Annotated in this window: 24 protein-coding genes; 18 read left to right on the top strand and 6 right to left on the bottom strand. The window is 63.6% G+C overall.

Annotation, left to right across the window (positions count from 1 at the left end; genetic code table 11):
• Positions 1 to 127: 127 nt before the first annotated feature.
• The 4 genes from NKI99_RS28380 to NKI99_RS28365 all read right to left on the bottom strand — a co-directional run bounded on the left by NKI99_RS28380 (position 128) and on the right by NKI99_RS28365 (position 2,779).
• Positions 128 to 646, bottom strand: coding sequence for a YcnI family copper-binding membrane protein (locus NKI99_RS28380; RefSeq protein ID WP_352612919.1), 519 nt, complete (start codon positions 644 to 646; stop codon positions 128 to 130).
• A 40-nt stretch (positions 647 to 686) separates the two neighbouring features.
• Positions 687 to 1,226, bottom strand: coding sequence for a copper chaperone PCu(A)C (locus NKI99_RS28375; RefSeq protein WP_352612917.1), 540 nt, complete (start codon positions 1,224 to 1,226; stop codon positions 687 to 689).
• Between the two features lie 96 nt (positions 1,227 to 1,322).
• Positions 1,323 to 1,679 (bottom strand): DUF2946 family protein, encoded by a 357-nt coding sequence (locus NKI99_RS28370; protein WP_352612915.1) that lies wholly within the window; start codon positions 1,677 to 1,679, stop codon positions 1,323 to 1,325.
• A 197-nt stretch (positions 1,680 to 1,876) separates the two neighbouring features.
• The gene (locus NKI99_RS28365) at positions 1,877 to 2,779 is read right to left on the bottom strand and encodes a GntR family transcriptional regulator (RefSeq protein WP_352612913.1); all 903 of its coding nucleotides are present in this window, start codon (positions 2,777 to 2,779) and stop codon (positions 1,877 to 1,879) included.
• Positions 2,780 to 3,005: 226 nt separating this feature from the next.
• On the opposite strand from NKI99_RS28365, the gene NKI99_RS28360 reads away from it, so the two are divergent.
• From NKI99_RS28360 to NKI99_RS28335, 6 genes are all read left to right on the top strand, one after another.
• Complete coding sequence (locus NKI99_RS28360) at positions 3,006 to 4,511, top strand: UxaA family hydrolase (RefSeq protein WP_352612911.1); 1,506 nt, start codon at positions 3,006 to 3,008, stop codon at positions 4,509 to 4,511.
• 61 nt (positions 4,512 to 4,572) lie between these two features.
• On the top strand, positions 4,573 to 5,571 hold the full coding sequence (locus NKI99_RS28355) for an aldo/keto reductase (protein ID WP_352612909.1): 999 nt from the start codon (positions 4,573 to 4,575) through the stop codon (positions 5,569 to 5,571).
• Between the two features lie 299 nt (positions 5,572 to 5,870).
• Complete coding sequence (locus NKI99_RS28350; RefSeq protein WP_023812481.1) at positions 5,871 to 6,863, top strand: ABC transporter substrate-binding protein; 993 nt, start codon at positions 5,871 to 5,873, stop codon at positions 6,861 to 6,863.
• Positions 6,864 to 7,046: 183 nt separating this feature from the next.
• Positions 7,047 to 8,600, top strand: coding sequence for a sugar ABC transporter ATP-binding protein (locus NKI99_RS28345; protein ID WP_352440832.1), 1,554 nt, complete (start codon positions 7,047 to 7,049; stop codon positions 8,598 to 8,600).
• Entirely contained in the window at positions 8,597 to 9,562 is a 966-nt protein-coding gene (locus tag NKI99_RS28340; RefSeq protein ID WP_023812479.1) for an ABC transporter permease, read from the top strand. Before NKI99_RS28345 ends, NKI99_RS28340 begins: the two co-directional genes overlap by 4 nt.
• Positions 9,563 to 9,628: 66 nt before the next feature.
• Positions 9,629 to 10,645, top strand: a complete 1,017-nt coding sequence (locus tag NKI99_RS28335; RefSeq protein WP_023812478.1) for a zinc-binding alcohol dehydrogenase family protein — start codon at positions 9,629 to 9,631, stop codon at positions 10,643 to 10,645.
• Between the two features lie 279 nt (positions 10,646 to 10,924).
• Here the strand turns inward: NKI99_RS28335 and phnF are convergent, their stop codons facing one another.
• Positions 10,925 to 11,674 carry a phosphonate metabolism transcriptional regulator PhnF gene (phnF, locus tag NKI99_RS28330; RefSeq protein WP_023812477.1) on the bottom strand — a complete coding sequence of 250 codons (750 nt, stop codon included), beginning with the start codon at positions 11,672 to 11,674 and terminating at the stop codon, positions 10,925 to 10,927.
• A gap of 132 nt (positions 11,675 to 11,806) precedes the next feature.
• Here phnF and phnG point away from each other — a divergent pair, with 132 nt between their 5' ends.
• The 3 genes from phnG to NKI99_RS28315 are packed head-to-tail and all read left to right on the top strand — an operon-like array spanning position 11,807 to position 13,993.
• Complete coding sequence (phnG, locus tag NKI99_RS28325) at positions 11,807 to 12,268, top strand: phosphonate C-P lyase system protein PhnG (protein WP_023812476.1); 462 nt, start codon at positions 11,807 to 11,809, stop codon at positions 12,266 to 12,268.
• Positions 12,268 to 12,879: a phosphonate C-P lyase system protein PhnH gene (gene phnH / locus NKI99_RS28320; RefSeq protein ID WP_023812475.1), complete on the top strand. Its 612-nt coding sequence runs from the start codon at positions 12,268 to 12,270 to the stop codon at positions 12,877 to 12,879. The genes phnG and phnH overlap by 1 nt, the downstream gene beginning before the upstream one ends.
• Before the next feature lies 1 nt (position 12,880).
• A complete protein-coding gene (locus NKI99_RS28315; protein ID WP_023812474.1) occupies positions 12,881 to 13,993 on the top strand; it encodes a carbon-phosphorus lyase complex subunit in 1,113 nt (370 codons plus the stop codon).
• 2 nt (positions 13,994 to 13,995) lie between these two features.
• Here the strand turns inward: NKI99_RS28315 and NKI99_RS28310 are convergent, their stop codons facing one another.
• Positions 13,996 to 14,199 carry a hypothetical protein gene (locus tag NKI99_RS28310; protein ID WP_023812473.1) on the bottom strand — a complete coding sequence of 68 codons (204 nt, stop codon included), beginning with the start codon at positions 14,197 to 14,199 and terminating at the stop codon, positions 13,996 to 13,998.
• Between the two features lie 65 nt (positions 14,200 to 14,264).
• Here NKI99_RS28310 and NKI99_RS28305 point away from each other — a divergent pair, with 65 nt between their 5' ends.
• The 9 genes from NKI99_RS28305 (at position 14,265) to phnE (NKI99_RS28265) (ending at position 22,737) form a co-directional block, all read left to right on the top strand.
• On the top strand, positions 14,265 to 15,164 hold the full coding sequence (locus NKI99_RS28305) for an alpha-D-ribose 1-methylphosphonate 5-phosphate C-P-lyase PhnJ (RefSeq protein WP_352612907.1): 900 nt from the start codon (positions 14,265 to 14,267) through the stop codon (positions 15,162 to 15,164).
• Positions 15,161 to 15,937: a phosphonate C-P lyase system protein PhnK gene (gene phnK, locus NKI99_RS28300; protein WP_023760811.1), complete on the top strand. Its 777-nt coding sequence runs from the start codon at positions 15,161 to 15,163 to the stop codon at positions 15,935 to 15,937. Before NKI99_RS28305 ends, phnK begins: the two co-directional genes overlap by 4 nt.
• A 322-nt stretch (positions 15,938 to 16,259) precedes the next feature.
• Positions 16,260 to 16,967, top strand: coding sequence for a phosphonate C-P lyase system protein PhnL (gene phnL, locus NKI99_RS28295; RefSeq protein WP_352612905.1), 708 nt, complete (start codon positions 16,260 to 16,262; stop codon positions 16,965 to 16,967).
• Positions 16,964 to 17,581 carry a DapH/DapD/GlmU-related protein gene (locus NKI99_RS28290; protein ID WP_352612904.1) on the top strand — a complete coding sequence of 206 codons (618 nt, stop codon included), beginning with the start codon at positions 16,964 to 16,966 and terminating at the stop codon, positions 17,579 to 17,581. The genes phnL and NKI99_RS28290 overlap by 4 nt, the downstream gene beginning before the upstream one ends.
• Before the next feature lie 85 nt (positions 17,582 to 17,666).
• Complete coding sequence (locus NKI99_RS28285) at positions 17,667 to 18,383, top strand: DUF1868 domain-containing protein (protein WP_352612902.1); 717 nt, start codon at positions 17,667 to 17,669, stop codon at positions 18,381 to 18,383.
• A 112-nt stretch (positions 18,384 to 18,495) separates the two neighbouring features.
• Positions 18,496 to 19,353 (top strand): phosphonate ABC transporter ATP-binding protein, encoded by an 858-nt coding sequence (gene phnC, locus NKI99_RS28280; protein WP_352612900.1) that lies wholly within the window; start codon positions 18,496 to 18,498, stop codon positions 19,351 to 19,353.
• 92 nt (positions 19,354 to 19,445) lie between these two features.
• On the top strand, positions 19,446 to 20,354 hold the full coding sequence (gene phnD / locus NKI99_RS28275; RefSeq protein WP_352612899.1) for a phosphonate ABC transporter substrate-binding protein: 909 nt from the start codon (positions 19,446 to 19,448) through the stop codon (positions 20,352 to 20,354).
• Positions 20,355 to 20,412: 58 nt separating this feature from the next.
• Entirely contained in the window at positions 20,413 to 21,369 is a 957-nt protein-coding gene (gene phnE, locus NKI99_RS28270; RefSeq protein ID WP_352612897.1) for a phosphonate ABC transporter, permease protein PhnE, read from the top strand.
• Complete coding sequence (gene phnE / locus NKI99_RS28265) at positions 21,370 to 22,737, top strand: phosphonate ABC transporter, permease protein PhnE (protein WP_352612895.1); 1,368 nt, start codon at positions 21,370 to 21,372, stop codon at positions 22,735 to 22,737.
• Positions 22,738 to 22,988: the final 251 nt, after the last annotated feature.

Below are 22,988 nucleotides of genomic sequence, written 5' to 3'. Positions count from 1 at the left end.
CCCCGGGGGGGGCACCCGGGGCGGGTTTTTTTCCTGCACTTTTTTGTTTTGTTGGGGGGGGGGGGCGTGTTTTTCCCCCCCCAAAAAAACCGCCGGGGCCTTTTTTTTGCCCCCCCCGCCTTGGAGATCATTTCTTCGGCAACAGCTTGATGCCGGGTGCCGGGTTTTCCAGCGCGTCCTCATCCTGGCCGGCTGCCGGGATTTCGATCCAGCGGTCGGCGGCCCCATCGCATTCCTGCACAACTGGGAAGTAAAGCTTCTGGCCGACAGGGAGATCCGCCGTCAGCGTCGCGCGGAAGACGAACTCGTCGTAGAATTCATCTGGCAGGCTGCCGCCGCTCCAGTCGACCTCCTTGACCCCGTCGGCAACCGCCTGACCATAGAGCTGGTAGGATTTGTCGTACTTGCCCTTCTTGGTCTGCAGCGTCCAGCCAGGCTTCGGCATCGGCTTCACCGGGATCACCCCTTCCGGAATCTGCACGCGCACGGCGGTCGTCGCCTTGCCGTCGCAGCCATGCGGCACCCGCAAAACGGCCTTGTAGGTCGAGCCGACCGCCGCCTCCTGGGTTTCGAACGTGACATGCGCGAAGGCAGCACTGGTTCCGAGCGCGAGAAGTGCGCCGGCTGACAAAAGATATTTGTTCATGATGGTCCCTCGGATTTCAAAATTTGTCGAACTGGCGCGGTCAATTGGCGTGATCGTCCATGGCGCCACCGCCCATGCCTTCGACAGCGAAATCGACGCTGACGGCGCCGGCCTTTTCGAAGGTCAGGGTAGCGGAGAACTTTTCGCCCTGTTTGGGTTGTCGCTTCAGGCCGATGAACATCAAATGATAGCCGCCAGGCGCAAGGGCTACCTTGCCGCCGGCCGGAATTTCCAGGCCGCCGGCAACCGGACGCATGGTCATGACGCCGTCCTTGACGCCCATCTGATGCAGCTCGGCCTTTTCAGAGACATCGGAGGAAATCGACACCAGCCGGTCCGGCGCACTGCCGTTGTTGGTGATGGTGAAATAGCCGCCGGCGACCTTGGCGCCGGCCGGCGTGGCGCGCGACCAGGGGTGGCCGATCTCGAGATCGCCAACCTTGAACTCATGCGCGAGGACGGACTGGGCGCCTGTGAACAGCAGCGCAAGAGCCAGCACGGCAATGCCGACACGCTCTTCGACGCTGCGTAGAATGCCGCCGAGCATAGGACGCGCCGCGTCAGGGAAAAAATAGGACATGGTTGCTCCATGGAGTGAAGGTCGCGCCGTTGTCGGTCGCGAGCAGTTTGATCTTTGGATGGGTACGCCCACAAAGGTTCCGCCGGGCAAACAGGCTCAGGCCGTCAGCGGCGGCGCGCGCGGGTTCGACGGCGAGCGCTCACGCGCAAAGTCGAGATGGATGGCGGCCGGAAAGACAAAGGCGACCGTTTTGAAGGAAAGGCTGCCCAGCGCCAAGCCAGCGCCGGGCGGCGGCGCAAAGGCCGCCGAAACCATGCTGCAGCCGAGCACGCAGCATGCCGGAAGATGGGACGGCGGCTGGTTGCCGTCCGGAAGCTGGGTTGCGCCCTCATGGGTGCAGATGACGTTGCCGAAGGCATCGAGCTGCGATGCATTGGGACCGGCGCCGAAGGCGAATGCACCAAGCGCCGACTGGAGCAACAGCAGATAGGCCGCGACAAGCGCGACCGGCATGCTCCATCGTCTCCTCGATACGCTCAAAGCCCTGCCTCTTCGCAGCAATGCGACATTCCTAGCACGGGGCCGGCGGGTGGAAAATCGCCAAATCGCCGCGGCGCCGACGCGGCAGGCTCAATGCATGCCGCCCAAAAGCGTATAGCGGTTTTGGGACAACGACATGCATGAAACAAGGCTCCGAGCCGCGATGCGGCTCAGGATTTTTGCAGCGACCGGCTCTCCGGGATCGAGGTCAGCAATGTCTGGCGCGCCGACTTCAGGTGCTTGCGGCAAGCGGCGTCGACCTTGCCGAGATCGCGTGATTTCAGCGCCTCTATGTAGACCAGATGCTCACCGATCGCGACTTCGTTGCGCTCGCGTTCCTGCGCCTTGTTCCACTGGTAATGGTAGTGGAAGATCATGGCGATGACATCGTAGAAATCGACGATGAAGCGGTTGCGCGACGCCCGGTGGATGAGCCGGTGGAAGCGCTCGTCGAGCTCGGAGAACTCGGTGAAGCGGGCGGCGATGTCGTTTGCCAACTGGCGATGCTCGTCTTCCAGGCGGTCGAGATCGGTCCAGACCGCGCTGTCCTGCGGTAAAGCGGCAAAGGCAGCCGCCGAGCGCAGTTCGAACATTTCGCGGATTTCGGTCAGCTCCAGCGCGAAGGCGCGGGTAAAACCTTTCAGCACCCAGTGGCTGTTGCGACGCTTCTCGATCAGGCCGAAGCGGGAGAAGCGGATCAGGAACTCGCGCACGCTGGTGGTGCCGACGCCGATCTCACGCGCCAGTTCGAGTTCGTTGATCTGCATGCCGGCTTCGGCGCCGCCGGCGAGCAGCCGACGCATGAACGACCGTTCGATGATCTCGGCCAGCGTGTCGGTCTCTTCCTCGGGGAAGAAATCATCGGGACGCGTCTCGCGCAGCACCGTCTTGGCGCGCTTGTTCCAGGCGATCAGCCCGGTCTCTTCCATGCGCGCCAGAATGGTGCGCACCGTGGTCCGGCTGACGCCAAGCAAGGTGCCCAGTTCCGGCTCCGAAGGCAGGCTGCGCGTTTCGTCGAGTAGCCGCAGGCAGCGGTTGTAGGCATCCTTGTAGACGTTGTTGCTCTTCGACATCCCTGATCCGTTGCACCCGTCGCTTGCCGCGGCCGGTTTGAAGCGCGATATGACGTTCCCATGGCCCTGAAAAGCGAATTCGCTTTCCGGAACACCCAAGGCATGCGGAACTCCCCAGTGAAAAAACAATTGACGCAAAACTGTTTTTTCACGATAAAAGACAATATCGCTAAACAGACGCGTGTCAATCCGTCCGCGCAACCCAGGATCACCCAGGAAACCGCCCGTGAACGCCTCCAACTGCATTCTTCTGTCCCCCGCCGACAATGTCGCCGTCGCCAACGGCCGCGTCGAGATCGGCACCGCGCTGCCGGGCGGTGCCGTCGCCAGTGTGTTGGTCGAGCCCGGCCACAAGGTGGCGATCAAGCCGATCGCCGCCGGCGAGGCCGTGGTGAAATACGCCCAGGCGATCGGTCGCGCGACACAGGATATTGCGGCGGGCGAGCACGTGCATTCGCACAATCTGGTGTTCGAATCCGGCCGCTTGCCGGTCGTGCCGCCGAGCGAGGCCGAGCACGCGACGGAGGCCGACCGCGCCCGCACCTTCATGGGCTATCGCCGCGCCGATGGCCGCGCCGGCACGCGCAACTTCATCGGCATCGTCGCCAGCGTCAATTGCTCGGCCACCGTCTGCCATTCCATCGCCGACACCGCCAACCGCACGCTTTTGCCGAAATACCCCGGCATCGACGGCTTCGTGCCGATCGTGCACGGCCAAGGCTGCGGCATGAGCGGCACCGGCGACGGCATGATGGTGCTGCACCGTACACTCGCCGGCTACGCCCGCCACCCGAATTTCGGCGGCGTGCTGATGGTCGGCCTCGGCTGCGAGGTCAACCAGCTCACCCTCTACGGCCAAAAGGGCGTCGCTGCCGGCAAGCGCCATTTCAACATCCAGGACGCCGGCGGATCGCGCAAATCGGTGGAAAAGGCGATGGACGTGCTGGCCGAGATCGCCGAGGAAGTGGGCCAGCTGAAGCGTGAGCCGATCCCGGTCAGCGAGATCGTCGTCGGCCTGCAATGCGGCGGCTCCGACGGCATGTCGGGCATTACAGCCAATCCGGCGCTCGGCGCGGCTGTCGATATCCTGGCTGGCGTCGGCGGCATCGGCATCCTCTCCGAGACGACGGAGATCTACGGCGCCGAGCATCTGCTTGCCTACCGCGCGGCAACGCCGGAGATCGCGCAGAAGCTCGACGGCTTCGTGAAATGGTGGGAGGACCACGTCGCCAAGCATGGCGCCTCGATCGACAACAATCCCTCGCCCGGCAACAAGCGCGGCGGCCTCACCACCATCCTGGAGAAGTCGCTCGGTGCGGTCGCCAAGGGCGGCCAGACGCCGCTCAACGGCGTATTCGGCTACGCCGAAAAAGTCACTGGCAGCGGCTTGGTGTTCATGGACACGCCCGGCTACGACCCGGTTTCGGCGACCGGCCAGGTGGCGGGCGGCGCCAACGTCATCGTCTTCACCACCGGCCGTGGCTCCTGCTTCGGCTGCCGTCCGACGCCGTCGATCAAGGTCGCCACCAACTCGACCATGTACCACCAGATGGAGGAGGACATGGACGTCAATTGCGGCGTCATCGCCTCGGGTGAAAAGACCATCGCCGGCATGGGCCGCGAGATCTTCGAACTGATCGTCGAAACGGCTTCCGGCCGCAAGACCAAGAGCGAGGACTTCGGCTACGGCGACAACGAGTTCGTGCCCTGGCATCTGGGCGCCACACTTTAGATTTTACTGATATAAAGTAGACTGCGCGCCGGCCAGTTGGCTGGCCACGGGGAGGTTGTGCATGGAAAGACGCCGCATCGGCCAGACAGCGCTGGAAGTCACCGAGGTCAGCTTTGGCGGCGCTGCACTTGGCGGCCTTTACCGCGCCTGTTCGCGCGAAGCGGCGATGGAGACGCTGCAGGGCGCCTGGGATGCCGGCCTGCGCTATTTCGACACCGCACCCTTTTACGGTTTCGGACTGTCGGAGCGCCGCTTCGGCGACTTCCTGCGCTACAAGCCGCGCGATTCCTATGTGCTGTCGACCAAGGTCGGCCGGCTGTTCCGCCCGGTGTCGGAGGATCAGGTTCCCGATCACTCCTATGTCGATCCGCTGCCCTTCGCGCTCGACTACGACTATTCCTACGACGGCATCATGCGGTCGGTCGAGTTCAGCTATGCGCGGCTTGGCCTAAACAGGATAGACATCCTGTTTGTCCACGACATCGGCGCCTACACCCATGGTGTCGAGAAGACCAAGCTGCACTTTCGCGACCTGATGGACGGCGGCCTCAAGGCACTCGAAGAGCTGAAACGGTCCGGCGTCATTTCCGCCTATGGGCTTGGCGTCAACGAGGTGCAGATCTGTCTGGACGTGATGCGCGAGGCGCCGCTCGACTGCATCCTGCTCGCCAGCCGCTATTCCCTGCTCGACCGCAGTGCCGAAGCGGAGTTGCTGCCCCTATGCCGGGCGCGGCAGACCTCCCTGGTCATCGGCGGCGTGTTCAACTCCGGCATCCTGGCGACCGGGCCGGTGCAAGACGCGCATTTCGACTACCGCCCTGCCAGCCATGACGTGCTCGACCGCGTCGGCGCAATGGAAAGGATCGCCGCCGAGGGTGGCTATCCGCTCGCCGCCGCAGCGTTCCAATTCCCCTTGCATGAACCTGCCGTCGCCACCGTGCTGACCGGCACCGCCAAGCTGGCGAACCTGACGCGTAACCTCCAACTGCTCGACATCGACGTGCCGGAGACGGAATACGCCAGATATCGTCCCTACACACTGGTGCAGGAGCTGGCGTGAAACTTCATATTCTTGCGGTCACACGAAGGAATGGATATTCCATATTGACGAAATGGTGGAATTAATATTCCATACATTCCCGGAACGGAACGGAAGCGTGACGGCGTCAATGGGGAGCAGCGCGGTGGATCTGCCTCTGCCAGACCTCGCAAGGATTGATCAAACACCGCTTGCATCGATCTGTTCGATGCATTATCAAAACATGGCAATTGTTTTTTATTGATAAAGTTCTGTTTGGGCCGCGCCTATCCGGACGGAGCTTCCGTAACGTTCACCGGGCGACTTAGGGAGGAAACCTCATGAAATTCGCGACCAGCATTCTCAACCGCCGCGCCGTCATGGCGCTGGCAGCAGCTTCGATGCTCGCCGGCGTCATGCATTCGGCGCCGGTTTCGGCGGCGGACGTCACCATTCCGATCATCGTCAAGGACACCACGTCCTTCTACTGGCAGATCGTTCTGGCCGGCGCCCGCAAGGCCGGCAAGGATCTCGGCGTCAATGTGCCGGAACTCGGTGCCCAGGCTGAAACCGACGTCAACGGCCAGGTCTCGATCCTCGAGAACGCCGTTGCCAGCAACCCGGCGGCCATCGTCATTGCGCCGACCGAGTTCAAGGCGCTTGGCAAGCCGATCGATGAAGCCGCTGCCAAGGTCAAGGTCATCGGCATCGACTCCGGCGCCGACTCCAAGGCTTTCACCTCGTTCCTGACCACCGACAACGTCCAGGGCGGCCGCGTCGCCGCCGACGGCCTCGCAGCCGCCATCGGCGCTGCCAACGGCGGCAAGATCGAGGGCGACGTCGCCCTGATCACCAACGCACCGGGCGCCGGCTCGCTCGAACAGCGCAAGCAGGGCTTCACCGAACAGCTGGCCGCCAAATATCCGGGCCTCAAGCTGGTCGCCGATAAATATGCCGACGGCCAGGCCACCACCGGCCTCAACATCGCCACCGACCTGATCACCGCCAACCCGAACCTCAAGGGCATCTTCGCTTCCAACCTGATCATGGCGCAGGGCGTCGGCCAGGCTGTCGCGGAAAACAGCCTTGGCGGCAAACTGGCGCTGGTCGGTTTCGACAGCGACGAGAAGCTGATCAAGTTCCTCAACGACGGCGTCATTTCCGCCCTCGTCGTCCAGGATCCGTACCGGATGGGCTATGACGGCATCAAGACCGCACTCGCCGCCTCCAAAGGCGAGAAGGTCGAAGCCAATGTCGACACCGGCGCCAATCTGGTGACCAAGGACAACATGAAAGACCCCAAGATCGACGCGCTGCTCAATCCGAAGCTCTGAGCCGTCGCATCCGCAATCGTCTCCGGGGCACCTCGCCCCGGAGACACAAGCTGCCGCACAAACGGCTTGGCAATCCGCACGCCTGAGCTAGGCTGTTTTCGAGGCATATCCTTGCCTCGCCGCGTGCCAATCGTGAGGCCAGCCTGGGAAGCCAATCCGGGAGGCCAATCTGGGAGGATTGTCATGATTTCGACGGCGCAGGAACTGCATCCCACACCCGTTCTGGAACCGGGGCGGACCATCCTCGAATTGCGCGGGCTGGAGAAGCGCTATCCCGGCACCCACGCGCTGAAGCCGGTCGACCTCGCCTTCAAGTCCGGTGAGATACACGCCATCGTCGGTGAGAACGGCGCCGGCAAATCCACGCTCATCAAGCTTCTGACCGGCGTCATGCCGCGCACCTCCGGAGAGATCGCCTGGGAGGGCCAACCGGCCGCCCTGGCCACGCCGCACGAGGCGATGGCGCTCGGCATCAATGCCGTGCACCAGGAAGTCGTGCTGTGCCGTCACCTGACGGTCGCCGCCAACATGTTCCTAGGCGAGGAGAATTCACGCTTCGGCATCCTGCAGCAGCGCGCCATGGTCAGGCAGGCGCAGACGATCATCGACGACCTCGGTTTCGACCTGCCGGCGCATGTCACGCTTGGCGACCTGACCATCGGCCAGCAGCAGTTGATAGCCGCCGCCCGCGCCACCGTGCGCGGCACCAAATTCCTGATCTTCGACGAGCCGACCGCCTACCTCACCCGCAAGGAGGCCGACCAGCTTTTCACCCTGATCCGTCGGCTGAAGGGCGAAGGCGTGACGATCATCTACATCAGCCACCGTATGGAGGAAGTGTTCGAGCTCGCCGACCGTGTTTCCGTGCTGCGCGACGGCACGCTGGTCGGCACCCGCAACATCGCCGAGACCAACGATGCCGAGCTGGTCAAGATGATGATCAACCGCTCGATCGAGCAGGTCTATCATAAGGAGCATTTCACGCCGGGCGCCGCCATCATCGAGGCGAGGAGCCTGTCCGGCAAGGGCTTCGAAAATGTCTCGATGACGGTCCGCGCCGGCGAAATCGTCGGACTCTATGGCCTGATCGGTGCCGGACGCAGCGAGTTCGTCACCACGCTTTACGGCCGCCACCGCAAATCCGCCGGCCAGATCCTCTGGGAAGGCAAGGAGGTGCAGGTCAATTCCGAGCATGACGCGATCAAGCTCGGCATGGCGCTGGCGCCGGAGAGCCGCCGCGACCAGGGCCTCTGCCTCAACCTGCCGGTCGGCTTCAACCTGAACCTCCCGATCTACAAGCGTATCTCGAACAATCTGCTGATTTCGAGCACGCAGGAGAAGACGCAAGCCGATCGCCAGATCGCCGATCTGCGCATCAAGACACCGACGCGCGGCGCGCTGGCATCCAGCCTGTCGGGCGGCAACCAGCAGAAGATCGTCATCGGCAAATGGCTGGCGCACGGCGCCAAGCTGTTCATCTTCGACGAGCCGACGGTCGGCGTCGATGTCGGCACCAAGGCCGAGATCTACCGCCTGTTCGGCGCACTTTTGTCAAAGGGCGCCGGCATCATCCTGATCTCGTCCTATCTGCCGGAAGTCTATGAACTCGCCGACACGCTGCATGTGTTCCGGCGCGGCAAACTGGTGGCGACGCACGGTTTTCACGCCGCCAGCCACGAGGATATTCTTACTCAGGCGCTCGCCGAGAAACAAGAAAAGCTGGGAGGACAAATATGAGCACCGAGGCGATTGCCGTCGAAAAACCGAAGCGCAACTATAATGTCCTGTTTGGGCTGACGCTTTTGGCGCTGCTGGTTCTGCTCTGGATCCTTCTCTCCGTGGCGACGACGAGCTTCGCCTCCGCCAACAACATGGCCAATCTCTTGCGCCAGGGCTCGATGATCGCCATCATGGCGGTCGGCCAGACTTTCGTCATCATCACCGGCGGCATCGACCTGTCGGTCGGCGCCGTGGTCGGTTTCGCCACCGTGGTCGTGGCCATGATGATCAATGCCGGCTTCCCCATCTGGCTCGCCATTCTGGTGACGCTGCTGGTCGGCGTCGCCATCGGCATGTTCCACGGCTTCGGCATCGTCAAGATGGGCCTGCCGCCCTTCATCATCACGCTGGCAACGCTGACCTCGCTGCGCGGCATCGGCCTTTTGATGACCAACGGCAATTCGATCAACATCAACAGCGACACCTTCACCGCCTTCTCGCGCAATTCCTTCATCGGCATCCCCAACCTGTTCTGGATGGTGATCCTGGTCGGCATTCCGGCCTATATTTTCCTGCACCACAGCCGCTGGGGCCGATACCTGTTTTCGGTCGGCTCCAACGCCGAGGCCTCGCGCCTGTCCGGCGTCAATGTCCAGCGCACCATCTACATGGCCTACACGCTGTCGGGCCTGTGCGCCGCCTTTGTCGGCGTGCTGCTGGCGGCCCGCATCGGCATCGGCAACCCGACGCAGGCCGAGGGCTGGGAGCTGCAGGCGATCGCGTCTTCGGTCATCGGCGGCACCTCGCTGTTCGGCGCCGTCGGCTCGGTGCATGGGCCGCTGCTCGGCGCCTTCATCCTGGCCACCATCAACAACGGCGCCAACCTGCTCAACGTCAACTCGTTCTGGCAGCGCATCATCACTGGCGCGCTGATCATCATCATCGTCTACTTCGACGGCCTGCGCCGCCGCGGCAAGTAGCGATCCCGCAATCAACCGCCGGCCCGCCACACCAACGGGCCGGCGATTTCATGACTGGATTAGCGCATGAAAGCCGTCCTCTGCCGTTCGCCCGGCGATCTTGTCCTTGAAGACCGGCCCGCACCAGAGGCACCGCCTCCCGGCTGGGCGCTGGTGGCGGTCAGCCATGTCGGCATCTGCGGCACCGACTACCACATTTTCGAGGGCAAGCACCCGTTCCTCGCCTATCCCCGCATCATGGGCCATGAGGTGTCGGGAACGATCGTCGAGGCCGGCGACGGCGTCGATCTTGCCGTTGGTGAGCCCGTGGTGATCAACCCCTATCTTTCCTGCGGCAAGTGCATCGCCTGCCGGCACGGCAAGCCCAATTGCTGCGTCAGGATCGAGGTCTTGGGCGTGCATCGAGACGGCGCCATGTGCGAACGGATTCTGGTGCCGGCGCAAAATCTCTATCCCGCCAACGGCCTTTCGCTGGCCGACGCCGCCGCAGTCGAGTTCCTGGCCATCGGCGCGCATGCAGTGCGGCGCGCCCGCGCCGACCCCGGCGCCCGCACGCTGGTCATCGGCGCTGGCCCGATCGGGCTCGGCACCGCCATCTTCGCCCGCATCGCCGGGCTCGACGTGACGCTGCTCGACATGAGCAGTGAAAGGCTCGCCTTCGCCGCAAATGAGCTTGGTTTCCAGACCCTCGACGGGTCGCGCGGCGCGGTGCCCGATCTGGTCAAGGGAGCGACATCAGGCGAAGGCTTCGATGTCGTCTTCGACGCCACCGGCAACACCCAATCGGTGCAGTCGGCTTTCGCCCATGTCGCGCATGGCGGAACGCTGGTGCTGGTCTCCGTCGTCAAGGACGACATCAGCTTTTCCGATCCGGAATTCCACAAGCGCGAGATGACGCTGATCGGCAGCCGCAACGCGCTGCGCGCCGACTTCGATCACGTCGCCGCCTCGATCCGCAACGGCGCCGTGCCCCTGGCCAAGCTCGTCACACACCGCACCACACTCGCCGGCACGCCGCGCGATCTCGCCCGCTGGGCACACGAGAAATCCGGCCTGATCAAGGCTGTGATCGAGGTCGGATAGAGGCGCCTGTTCGACACGAATTCGGAGATCGTTGAGCGCCCAACTTGGTAGATCTGATGCTTTGGCGACTAGCCGCAACATCCATCGCTTCGTCATCCTATGGCGGAGCGAGGAGCGAAGCGACGCGGCGCAGACCATAGGATCCATGCCGTGACCTGAGAGCGTTGCTTCGGTGCAGAATTCTGCGCCGCTGCGCTCTTCGCCCGAGATCGCGGCATGGATCCTTGGGTCTCCGCGACGGAGCTGCGCTCCTGCTTCGCCCAAGGATGACGACGTTAGCTACAGCGCCGACAGCTTCAGCTCCACCCGCTCGGCCGGGAAGCGCGACTCGGAAAACTGGATCGGCTGGCCGTCCGGCGTGACGTTGACGGCAACCGTGACCAGCACGATGGCGCCCGGCAGCAGGTCGAGGTCGGCAAGGTCCGCCGCATCGGCATGGCGCGCCGACAGCACGGTCGATTGCCGGAGATAGTCGTCGATGCCGAAACGCGCCAGCGATGCGGTGATCGAGCCGGTTTGCGCCATCGCGGCATCGATGCCGGCAAAGCGCCGGGCCTCGAACCAGCCGGCAGCACGCGACACCGGCCGTCCGTCGGCTTCGCCGCGCGTTTCCAACCGGATCACATCGGCTCCCCTGGCAAGGCCAAGGCCCTCGGCAACGCGCTGGCTGGCCGGCTCGATCGACGAGGCGAGCAGGACGATGTGCCGTTCCGTCGTTTGCCCTTGCAGCCCTGTCGAAAAGCGTGTGCGCGCGCCGATCGGATAGGACAGCCGCTTGCGCGACAGTACGAAGGTGCCGCGCCCCTGCTCGGCCCGCAGCACGCCTTCCCTTACAAGGGCCGATATGGCGCTGCGCACCGTGTGACGGTTGACGCCATAGCGTTCTGCCAGCGCCACCTCCGGCGGCAACGCTGCATTCTCCGTGAAATCGCCGATGGCGATCGCATGCAGGATCTTGTCGGCGATCTGCCGCCACAGCGAAACGCCACTGCGCCGCTCGATGCTGTCCGCTGCCAGCCGCCCGACTATCATTGCCCCAACCTTCCAGCGCCCAGTCTTATATCGCTGTCATCCACCCGTCATGGACACGCATTAGATAATAGGTATAATTTGTATAGTTGTCTATATCAATAGACAAATTGACAAAGAGGAATGCTGCTGATGCGAGGACAGGAAGCCCGCGACCAGGCCGAGCGCAAGGCCGCCATGGCGACACTGGCGCAATCCAGCGGCGATGACATCGTCCGGCTCTGGAATGAAGCCGGATTGCCTTCGGAAGCAGAACTGCTGCGCGGCCCCGAGACCGGGCTGGTCACCGTGCGCGGCCGCATCGGCGGCGGCGGCGCGCCCTTCAACGTCGGCGAGGCGACCGTCACCCGCGCCACCGTCCGGCTGCCCTCCGGGCAGGTCGGACATTGCTATGCGCTTGGCCGCGACAAGCAGAAGGCGAAGCTGGCGGCCATCGCCGACGCGCTGTGGCAGGACCCTGCCCGCCGCAATGAAGTCGAGACCGGACTGATAGCGCCCCTGCGGTCGGCTCTGACCGCAGCGCATGAAAAACGCCGCGCCGAGACGGCGGCAACGAAGGTGGATTTCTTCACCATGGTTCGCGGAGAAGACTGATGGACATTGCAGCGCAATCGATAGAGGGCGGTTTCGCCGATCCGGTCTTCAATGCCCAGACGGTGTTCCGCGCCGTCATGGACGCAATGGCGCGGCCAGGCAGCGTGCAGCCGCTGCCGGCCTTCGCCCGCCCGCCGGCGCCGCTCTCGGCGGCCGCCGGCGCCATCGCACTGGCGCTGTGCGATAACGACACCCCGCTCTGGCTCGACCCGGCCCTGCAAGCTTCCACCGCGATCAGATCCTGGCTTGGGTTCCACACCGGCGCGCCCGTGGCCAACACACCGGCCGATGCGCATTTCGCCTTCATCGCGGCCCCGGCCGAGATGATGTCGCTCGATGGTTTTTCGCAGGGCACGCAGGATTATCCCGACCGTTCGACCACGCTGATCCTGCAAGTCGGCGATCTCGTCTCCGGCACGCCGCTGTTGCTTGAAGGTCCCGGCATCGAAACCAGCGCCACGATCGCGCCGGCACAGATGCCGCGCCATTTCGTCGAGCAGTGGAAACAGAACATCAAGCGCTTTCCCAGAGGCGTCGACATCATACTCGCCACCGCTGATGGCATTGCCTGCCTGCCGCGCACGACGCGCATCAAGACGATGGAGGCGTAAGATGTATGTCGCGGTGAAAGGTGGCGAAGCCGCAATCGCCAACGCCCACAGCCTGCTTGCCGACCGCCGCCGCGGCGACCGTTCGCTGCCGGCACTACGTCTCGACCAGATCGTCGAGCAGCTGGCGCTCGGCGTCGATCGGGTGATGAGCGAAGGCTCGCTCTATGATCGTGAACTGGCCGCACTCGCCATCGTCCAGGCGCGCGGCGACATGATCGAGGCGATCTTCCTGGTGCGCGCCTATCGCACCACGCTGCCACGCTTCGGCTACTCCAGGCCCATCGACACCGCCGGGATGCTGGTCGAGCGACGTGTGTCGGCGACCTACAAGGATCTGCCCGGCGGCCAGTTGCTCGGGCCCACTTTCGACTACACCCACCGGCTGCTCGATCCCGAGCTTGCCGCCGGCGCTGACGTCGCCCAGCCCTTGCTGCGCGAGACGGAAGCGCAAGCCATGCCGCGCGTATCGGCGATCCTCGACCGCGAAGGCCTGATCGAACCCGACGGCGACATGCCGCAGGATCACGTCCCCGGCGACATCACCCGCGAGCCGCTCGAATTCCCGATGGCGCGCGACATCCGCCTGCAGGCGCTGTCACGCGGCGATGAAGGGTTTCTGCTGGCGCTCGGCTATTCCACCCAGCGCGGCTATGCCCGCAACCATCCCTTCGTCGGCGAGATCCGCATGGGCGAGGTCGAGCTCGAGCTCGACGTGCCCGAGCTGCCCTTCGCGGTGCCGCTCGGCACTGTCCGCGTCACCGAATGCCAGATGGTCAACCAGTTCAAAGGCTCGGCCAAGGCGCCGCCGCAATTCACCCGCGGCTACGGCCTGGTCTTCGGCCAGAGCGAGCGCAAGGCGATGGCGATGGCGCTGTGCGACCGGGCGCTGCGCGCGAAGGAGCTCGGCGAGGATGTCGTCGCCGCGGCCCAGGACGAGGAGTTCGTCATTTCGCATTCCGACAACGTCCAGGCGACCGGCTTCGTCGAACATCTGAAGCTGCCGCACTATGTCGACTTCCAGGCCGAACTCGACCTCGTGCGCCGTATGCGCGCCGAATACGACGCCCGCGGAAATGCCGACATGCTGGAAGACAAGAAGGAGGCGGCGGAATGAGCCTAGTCGCCCGACCCGCCATCACCGCCACCGCTGTCGTGCGAATGGTCGCCATGCCCGCCACTGTAGCCGCCGCCGATGCCAACGCTCTCGCCATGCGCGCCTTCCCTGGCTGCGGGAAAAACCATTCTTCGGAGGATAAACGCGACCACGCCGACGAACGCCAGCAGCAGAATTCCGATATGCAGCCAAGCGGTCTGGGTCATCCGATTTCGCCCCTGTTTCCGCGTCCTGGACGCCAATTCAATAGCACAATGTGGATGTGATCGCCATGACCGACATCGCCACCTACAACTTCGCCTATCTCGACGAGCAGACCAAAAGGATGATCCGCCGGGCGATCCTCAAGGGCATCGCCATTCCCGGCTACCAGGTGCCGTTTGCCTCGCGCGAAATGCCGATGCCCTATGGCTGGGGCACCGGCGGCGTCCAGGTCACCGCTTCGATCATCGGCCCCGACGATATGCTGAAGGTCATCGATCAGGGCGCCGACGACACCACCAACGCGGTGTCGATCCGTGCCTTCTTCAAGAAGGTCGCCAATGTTGCGGTGACCACCGATACTGCCAGCGCCACCATCATCCAGACCCGCCACCGCATCCCCGAGCATCCGCTGACTGCGGGCCAGGTGCTGGTCTACCAGGTGCCGATCCCGGAGCCCCTGCGCTTCCTCGAACCGCGCGAGACCGAAACGCGAAAAATGCATGCGCTGGAGGAATATGGCCTCATGCATGTGAAGCTCTACGAGGACATCGCCAAGCACGGCCGCATCGCCACCACCTATGCCTATCCGGTCAAGGTCGAGGGCCGCTATGTGATGGACCCGTCGCCGACGCCGAAATTCGACAATCCCAAGATGCACCGCTCGCCGGCCTTGCAGCTGTTCGGCGCCGGGCGCGAAAAGCGCATCTATGCGGTGCCACCCTTCACCGAAGTGGTCAGCCTCGACTTCGAGGATCATCCGTTCGAGGTGCAGACTTTCGACCAGCCCTGCGCGCTGTGCGCGGCCGAGAATGTCTATCTCGACGAGGTCATCCTCGACGACCATGGCGGTCACATGTTCGTCTGCTCCGACACCGACCATTGCGAGAAGCGGCGGGCGGACGGCCATCACGGCCACCTCGCCCCGGAAACCCATCTTGCCCCAGGAAACATGGAGCCGGCGCAATGACCGACGAACCGCTGCTGCGCGTCTCGGCGCTCTCCAAATTCTACGGCTCGCGCGTTGGCTGCGACAACGTCTCCTTCGACCTGTGGCCGGGTGAAGTCCTGGCTGTCGTCGGCGAGTCCGGCTCCGGCAAGACGACATTGCTCAACTGCCTGTCGACCCGGCTGTTGCCCAGTTCCGGCACCGCCAGCTACCGCATGCGCGACGGCCAGTTCCGCGAACTCTACCGCATGAGCGAGGCCGAGCGCCGCTTCCTGATGCGCACCGACTGGGGTTTTGTTCACCAGAACCCGGCCGACGGCCTGCGCATGACGGTGTCGGCCGGCGCCAATGTCGGCGAGCGGCTGATGGCGGTCGGCGACCGCCACTATGGCAAGATCCGCGCCACCGCCGTCGACTGGCTGTCGCGTGTCGAGATCGACGAGGACCGCATCGACGACGAGCCGCGCGCCTTCTCCGGCGGCATGCGCCAGCGCCTGCAGATCGCCCGCAACCTCGTCACCGGGCCACGGCTGGTGTTCATGGATGAGCCGACCGGCGGCCTCGACGTCTCGGTCCAGGCGCGCCTGCTCGACCTGCTGCGCGGGCTGGTCACCGACCTTGGTCTCGCGGCCATCGTAGTCACCCACGACCTTGCCGTGGCGCGGCTTCTGTCGCAGCGCATGATGGTGATGAAGGACGGCCGCGTCGTCGAAAGCGGTCTCACCGACCGCGTGCTCGACGACCCGCGCGCGCCTTACACGCAGTTGCTCGTTTCCTCGATTCTGCAGGTTTGACGATGAAGTCTCAAAGCGCGTGTTCGCGAAACCTTGGCGCGAGGCACCCCCCTCTGGCCTGCCGGCCATCTCCCCCGCAAGGAGGGAGATCGGCTGTCCCTGCTGCGTTCACCAATTACCAAGGCTGCAAGAAAAGCGCTGCGGGTGAAGCTGCCAATCTCCACCCTTGCGGGGGAGATGTCCGGCAGGACAGAGGGGGGTGCCTCGCGCCGACACCTCGCAAACACCCGCTTCGAGATTTCACCGTTATTCCGCACATGCAATTGCATTGGCCAGAGGGGGGTGCTGGCCCGCAAACCAACAGCGATTGGAGGACCTTCTGATGCCGACGCCCCTCGTTGTCTCAGACGTCGCCAAGAGCTTCACCATGCATCTGCGCGACGGCATCAAATTGCCTGTTATCGCCGGTGTCTCGTTCTCGATCAGGGCCGGCGAATGCACCGTGCTCGGCGGCCCGTCCGGCGCCGGCAAGAGCTCGATCCTGAAGATGCTCTACGGCAACTATGCCGTTGACGAGGGCCAGATCATCGTCAGCCATGATGACGGGCTGATCGACCTTGCCACCGCCAGCCCGCGCACCGTGCTTGCCATACGCCGGCAAACGATCGGCTATGTCAGTCAGTTCCTGCGCACGGTGCCGCGCATCTCGGCGCTCGATGTCGTCGCCGAACCGCTGGTCGAGCGCGGCGAGGACCGCGAAGTAGCTAGAGGCAAGGCACGCGCCTTGCTGGCGCAGCTCAACCTGCCGGAGAAACTCTGGGCATTGCCGCCGGCGACCTTCTCCGGCGGTGAGCAGCAGCGCGTCAACATCGCACGCGGCTTCATCACCGAGCACCCGATCCTGCTGCTCGACGAGCCGACAGCTTCGCTCGATGCCAAGAACCGCGACGTGGTGATCGAACTCATCGCCGCCAAGAAGGCGGCTGATGTCGCCCTGCTTGGCATCTTCCACGACCACGACGTGCGCGAGGCGGTTGCCGACCGCATCATCGACGTCACCGCTTTCGCTCCCGGAAAAATCGCAGCATGACGAGAAAGCTTTCGGAAACGCCGTTGGTTCACCCGACGGCGAACGTGCAGAACTCGACGCTCGGCCGCTGGACCGAGATCGCCGACCGCAGCCGGGTGTCGGAGAGCGAACTCGGCGACTATTCCTACATGATGCAGGACTGCGCCGTCTGGTGCGCGACGATCGGCAAGTTCGCCAACATCGCCGCCAGCGTGCGCATCAACGCCACCAATCATCCGACCTGGCGGCCGACGCTGCACCATTTCACCTATCGCGCCTCGGACTATTGGGACGACGCCGAGCACGAGAGCGAGTTCTTCGCCCAGCGCCGTGCCAGGCGCGTCACCATCGGCCACGACACCTGGCTTGGCCATGGCTCGACCATCCTGCCCGGCGTCACCGTCGGCGATGGCGCCGTGGTCGGCGCCGGCGCTGTCGTGTCGAAGGATGTCGCCCCCTACACCATCGTCGCCGGCGTGCCGGCAAAACCGATCCGTGAGCGATTCGATCGCCGCACGGCAGAGCGCTATCAGGCGCTTGCCTGGTGGGACTGGGACCATGCCAGGCTGCGCGCTTCGCTCGACGATTTCCGGGAACTTTCGGCCGAGGCGTTCCTGGAGAAATACGGCGGGTAGGCCATCACATCATCGTCATGGGCGACCGGTTTCATATCCCTGACACATCGCCCGGGCGGGACGCGGCCTTTCCCTGGAGATCGCAATGTCTGTTTCCGTCAAACCGTCGCTCGCCGGATTCTTTGCCGGCTCCAATCCGAAGCCACCGGTTCATCTCGGCACGCGCTACGACACGTCGGGCAATTTCCTGATCGAGCCCGGCAACACGGTCGTCAGTCATCTCGTCAGCGGTTCGCCGTCCGAGGCTGTCGTGCTTGCCGTGCGCGACCGGATGCTGGCCATGCAAGACGCCGACCAGCTCGCCTTTACGCCCGTCTCCAGCCTGCACATGACGCTGTTCCAGGGCATCATCGAATATCGCCGGCGACTGCCCTACTGGCCGCAGGACGTGCCTCTCGACACCAGCATCGACGCCATGACCCGCCTTTATCTGGAGCGGCTGAAGGGCTTCGAGGGCTTCGGCCCGTTCAACATCAAGGTGGTCGAAGTTCTGCCGACCGGCCTCACCGTTGCCGGTGCGACTGACGACGATTTGCGCATCATGCGCGCCTGGCGCGACGCGCTGGCGGTACCTTTCGGTTACCGGCATCCCGATCACGACGCATACGTCTTCCACATCACTTTCGCCTATCAGATCCAGCGTCTTGCGGACGATCGGGTGGCCGCATGGCAGGATCTGTTCGACGACTCTCTCAAGCTCTTCGAACAGCAGGCTCCCGTCATCGAAATCAAAGCTCCGGCCTTCTGCAGTTTCAGGGACATGGAGCACTTCGAGGACCTGCTGGTCCTGGGCCGGCCGTAACTCCACACCTGTGGAGCGTAACAAAACTGACATCACCGCGACACGGCAGGTTCATGTGGCTGCGTTAGGCGAGAGCCTGACGATCAATATGGTCCGGACTGGAACCTGCCCCATGCCAGCAACCTCTGCCACGCTCGAAATCCGCGGTGTCACCCGACGATTTGGCAAGAACACCGCCGTCAGCGACATCAACATCGCGATCCCGCAGGGTCAGATGGTTGGCATTATCGGCCGTTCGGGCGCCGGCAAATCGACCCTTTTGCGCATGATCAATCGCCTCATCGATCCCAGCCAGGGGTCGATCTTTTTTGACGGCGCCGAGGTTTCCCAGTTGCGCGGCTCGCCGCTGCGGCGCTGGCAGCGCGACTGCGCCATGATCTTCCAGCAGTTCAACCTGGTGCCGCGCCTCGACGTGCTGACCAATGTGCTGCTCGGCAAACTGAACCACCGTTCGACCATCACCAACCTGTTCGGCATGTTTTCCCGCGCCGAATGCGCCGAGGCGGTCGCAGCACTCGAACGGCTCGACATCGCCCGTACAGCACTTCAGCCCGCCGGCACCTTGTCTGGCGGCCAGCAGCAGCGGGTCGCCATTGCCCGCGCCATGATGCAACAGCCCAGGGTGATCCTTGCCGACGAGCCGATCGCGTCGCTCGACCCGCTCAACGCCAAGGTGGTGATGGATTCGCTGCAGGACATCAATTTGCGCGAAGGCATCACGGTTGTCACCAATCTGCACACGCTGGATACCGCCCGCACCTATTGCAACCGCATCATCGGCATGGCCGCCGGCAAGGTCGTGTTCGACGGACCGCCGGAAGAGCTCAACCGCGAGGCCGTGCGTCTCGTCTATGGCGCCGATAGCAATGGCCAGGACATCTCCGAGGCCATCACCTCGACCAGCGTTGCCTTCAAGCCAAAGTTCGCCGCATCCGCCGGACCGCTCGAACCCGCATTCCCAGGGTACTGAGAGCGGTTGGGATCGCCGGCCCACGTCAAGGGCGCCAGTCAAACTCAAGAACGCTGCCGGCGCGGGGCCGGAACCTACAGGAGAGATATCCAATGTTCAGGAAAATGGTTTTTGGCGCCGTTTCGGTGCTCGCCACGGCGACCAGCATGGCCCACGCCGCCGATATGAAGGAATTTCGCGTCGGCATTCTCGGCGGTGAAAACGAAACCGACCGGCTGCGCAACTACCAGTGCCTGGCCGATCATCTGAAGGCCGAATTCGGCTTCGAAAAGGTTTCGCTGTTCCCCGCCGCCGACTATGACGGCGTGATCCAGGGTCTGCTCGGCGGCACGCTCGACTTCGCCGAACTCGGCGCTTCCGGTTATGCCAGCGTCGCTCTCAAGGACCCGAAGGCTGTCACCCCGATCCTCACCACCCAGCAGACCGACGGCGCCACCGGCTACTATTCGATTGGCCTGGCGCTGAAGTCCTCCGGCATCACCGACATCAAGTCGGCCAAGGGCAAGAAGCTCGGCTACGCCGATCCGGATTCGACCTCCGGCTATCTGATCCCGCTGACCCAGATCCCGAAGGACACCGGCGCTTCGAACGAAACCTTCTTCGCTTCGACCCAGTTCAACGGCGGCCACGAGAACAACGTCCTGGCCGTGCGTGACGGCAAGGTCGACGTGGCGGTGGATGATTCCTCCGGCATCGGCGACTTCAAGGACGGCTACACCTCCGGCACCTTCCACAAGGAAGTCGCCAAGGGAGCCGTCGACCCCAACGACTTCGTCGAAGTCTGGCGCTCGGGCCTGATCCCGAACGGCCCGCTGGTCGTGCGCACCGCGCTCGGCGACGACATGACCGCCAAGCTCGCCGACTTCTTCACGCAGCTGCCCAAGAAGGACAAGGCTTGCTTCGAAGGCGTCGAAGGCGGCGATTTCACCGGCTACGTCCCGGTCAAAGCGGACTTCTACAACGTCATCGTCGAAGCCCGTAAGGCAGCCATCGGCGGCTAACGGCAAAAATCAGGAAGGGCGGCGTCGAGAAAACGCCGCCCTTCTTGCATGTCCGATCATGACCCTTTCCGTGACAGCTCCCTCCGGCGCCACTCACCAGATGGCCGACGCCTGGCGTCGCCAGACGTCCTTGCGCCGACTCTACACCGCCATCGGTGTCGGCCTGCTCTTTGTCGCGCTCGGCGGCACCATGTGGTTCGCCGACGAGGCCAATGCCGGACATTTCTTCGACCGGCTGCCGCATTTGCTGGATTTCCTGAGCTGGCTCGTCCCCAAGGACTGGAACGATGTCTGGCGGGCAATGTTCGACATCGCATCCCCGCATGACACCGGCACCCAGGAATTCAACTTCCCGCTTGGCCGCGCCTATGTCTGGGGCAGTTTCTATATCCCTGAATATTTCGAACTGATGCTGACCACGTTGAACGTGGCGCTGGTCTCGACCTTCATCGGCTTCGTCTTTGCCGTGCCGTTTTCCTTCATCGCGGCACGCAATCTGACGCCGCATCCGGTGCTGAGGCTGATCGTCAAGCGCTTCATGGAATTGCTGCGCGCTTTTCCCGAGATCGTCATCGCCGGCCTGTTCGCGGCCATTGTCTCGATCGGGCCGATCGCCGCCATCATCGCCATCGGCCTGCATTCGATCGGTGCGCTGGGCAAGCTGTTCTACGAGATCAACGAGAATATCGACATGCGCGCCGAGGAGGGCCTGAGGGCGGTCGGCGCCAACTGGTTCGAGCGGGTGCGCTTTGCCGGCCTGCCGCAGGTGCTGCCCAACTTCATGTCCTACACGCTGCTGCGCGTTGAAATAAACGTCCGCATTTCCACCATCATGGGCGCGGTCGGCGGCGGCGGCATCGGCGAGGAACTGAAGCTGTCGATATCGCGCGGCTTCGGCGCCAAGACGATAGCCTTGGTGCTGCTCCTGTTCACGACGATCTTCATCGTCGACCAGTTTTCCGCCTGGCTGCGCCGCAAGCTGGTCGGCGAGCAGGCTTTTGCTATGAGCCCGTGAATGACGACGATGACCGCCGATGAAATCCAGTCGATCGAGGAGCGCTTTCCGCAGGTGTTCAAGCGGCCGTTCCAAAAACGCTTCGGGCCGCTGCTGTTGCTTGGTGGCATCTTTTTCTACCTTCTCTACGCACTGTGGTTCTTCAATCTGCCGCAGGTCATGCGGGAATCGCACTGGGAGCGCCTGCCGCTGTTTCTGACCCAGTGGATCAGCTACGACGTGCAGCCGATCTTCCGCCTCGATGAGCCGCAGATCACCGCCAAATATCCACGCTTCTCGGTGCTCGGCCCGAATCCAAATCCGGACTGGGTCAAGACCAATGCCGATGGTTCTGTGACGATCCTGATCGACGGCACAGCCAAGTCGATCACCTTCAACAAGACGCAAGCGACGATAATTGCCAACGGTGAGACTGTTGCGGTCGGACTAGGCACCGGCAAGCCGCTGATCTCCGGACCGGTTCCCGGCTGGATCACCGCGCATGAAGACGAGGTGGTCGCCGACATGGGCTTTGCCGGCGAGGCCCGCGTCGCCGTTGACCGCGTCAGGATACGCAAGCGTTTTCTCGGTTGGGCAAACTTCGTCTTCGACACGCGCTCGCCGTTCTTCGGCAAGTCGGCAGGCGAAGTCGCCTCGCTGATCGTGTCAGGGCCCGAACTCAAACCCGGTACCTCCAACCTGGCACTGGCCGGCGACAACATCTGGAACAACGCCCAGTGGCAACATGGCGACGTCTGGACCAAGCTCTTGCAGACCATCGTCATGGCCTTTCTCGGCACCATGCTGGGCGGCATCGTCGCCTTTCCGCTGGCCTTCTTCGCCGCTCGCAACATCACGCCAAGCCGGCTGGTCAACCAGGTGCTGAAGCGCTTCTTCGACTTCATGCGTTCCATCGACATGCTGATCTGGGCGCTGTTCTTCACCCGCGCCTTCGGGCCGGGACCACTGGCTGGTAGTGCGGCCATCTTCTTCACCGAGATCGGCACGCTCGGCAAAACCTATTCCGAGGCGCTGGAGAACATCGACGACAAGCCGCGCGAGGGCATCATCTCGACCGGTGCCAACGGCCTTCTGGTGCAGCGCTACGGCGTGCTGCCGGAAGTGGTGCCGGTGTTCATCAGCCAGACGCTCTACCAGTGGGAATCCAACACCCGCGGCGCGACCATCATCGGCGCCGTCGGCGCCGGCGGCATCGGCCTGAAACTGTGGGAAGCGATGCGCACCAACTCCAACTGGGCCAACGTCTTCTACATGGTGCTGCTGATCCTGGCCGTTGTCTTCATCTTCGACAACATCTCCAACTTCCTGCGCCGCCGGCTGAGCCAGACGATCCACGACTACAACAGGATCCAGGCCGAGCAGGGGTGATCGTCCTGTGGTGCACAATTGGGCGAAAAGTCGGCGGGACAGCACCCCCCTCTGGCCTGCCGGCCATCTCCCCCGCAAGGGGGGAGATTGGGCGGTTCCGCTGACGGCGCCGTCCTTCCAACGCCGAAGATTAGCGAAGGCCGACGGACATCCGATCTCCCCCCTTGCGGGGGAGATGTCCGGCAGGACAGAGGGGGGTGTGAAGGAACGCGGCGGCAGGTGTGTTGGAAGGCTTTGCTCCGTCCCACCAT

This window comes from Mesorhizobium sp. M0239, assembly GCF_040321815.1.
GTDB lineage: Bacteria > Pseudomonadota > Alphaproteobacteria > Rhizobiales > Rhizobiaceae > Mesorhizobium.
Note: the sequence above shows the minus strand (reverse complement) of the source record. Positions and strands in the feature narration are given on the sequence as shown.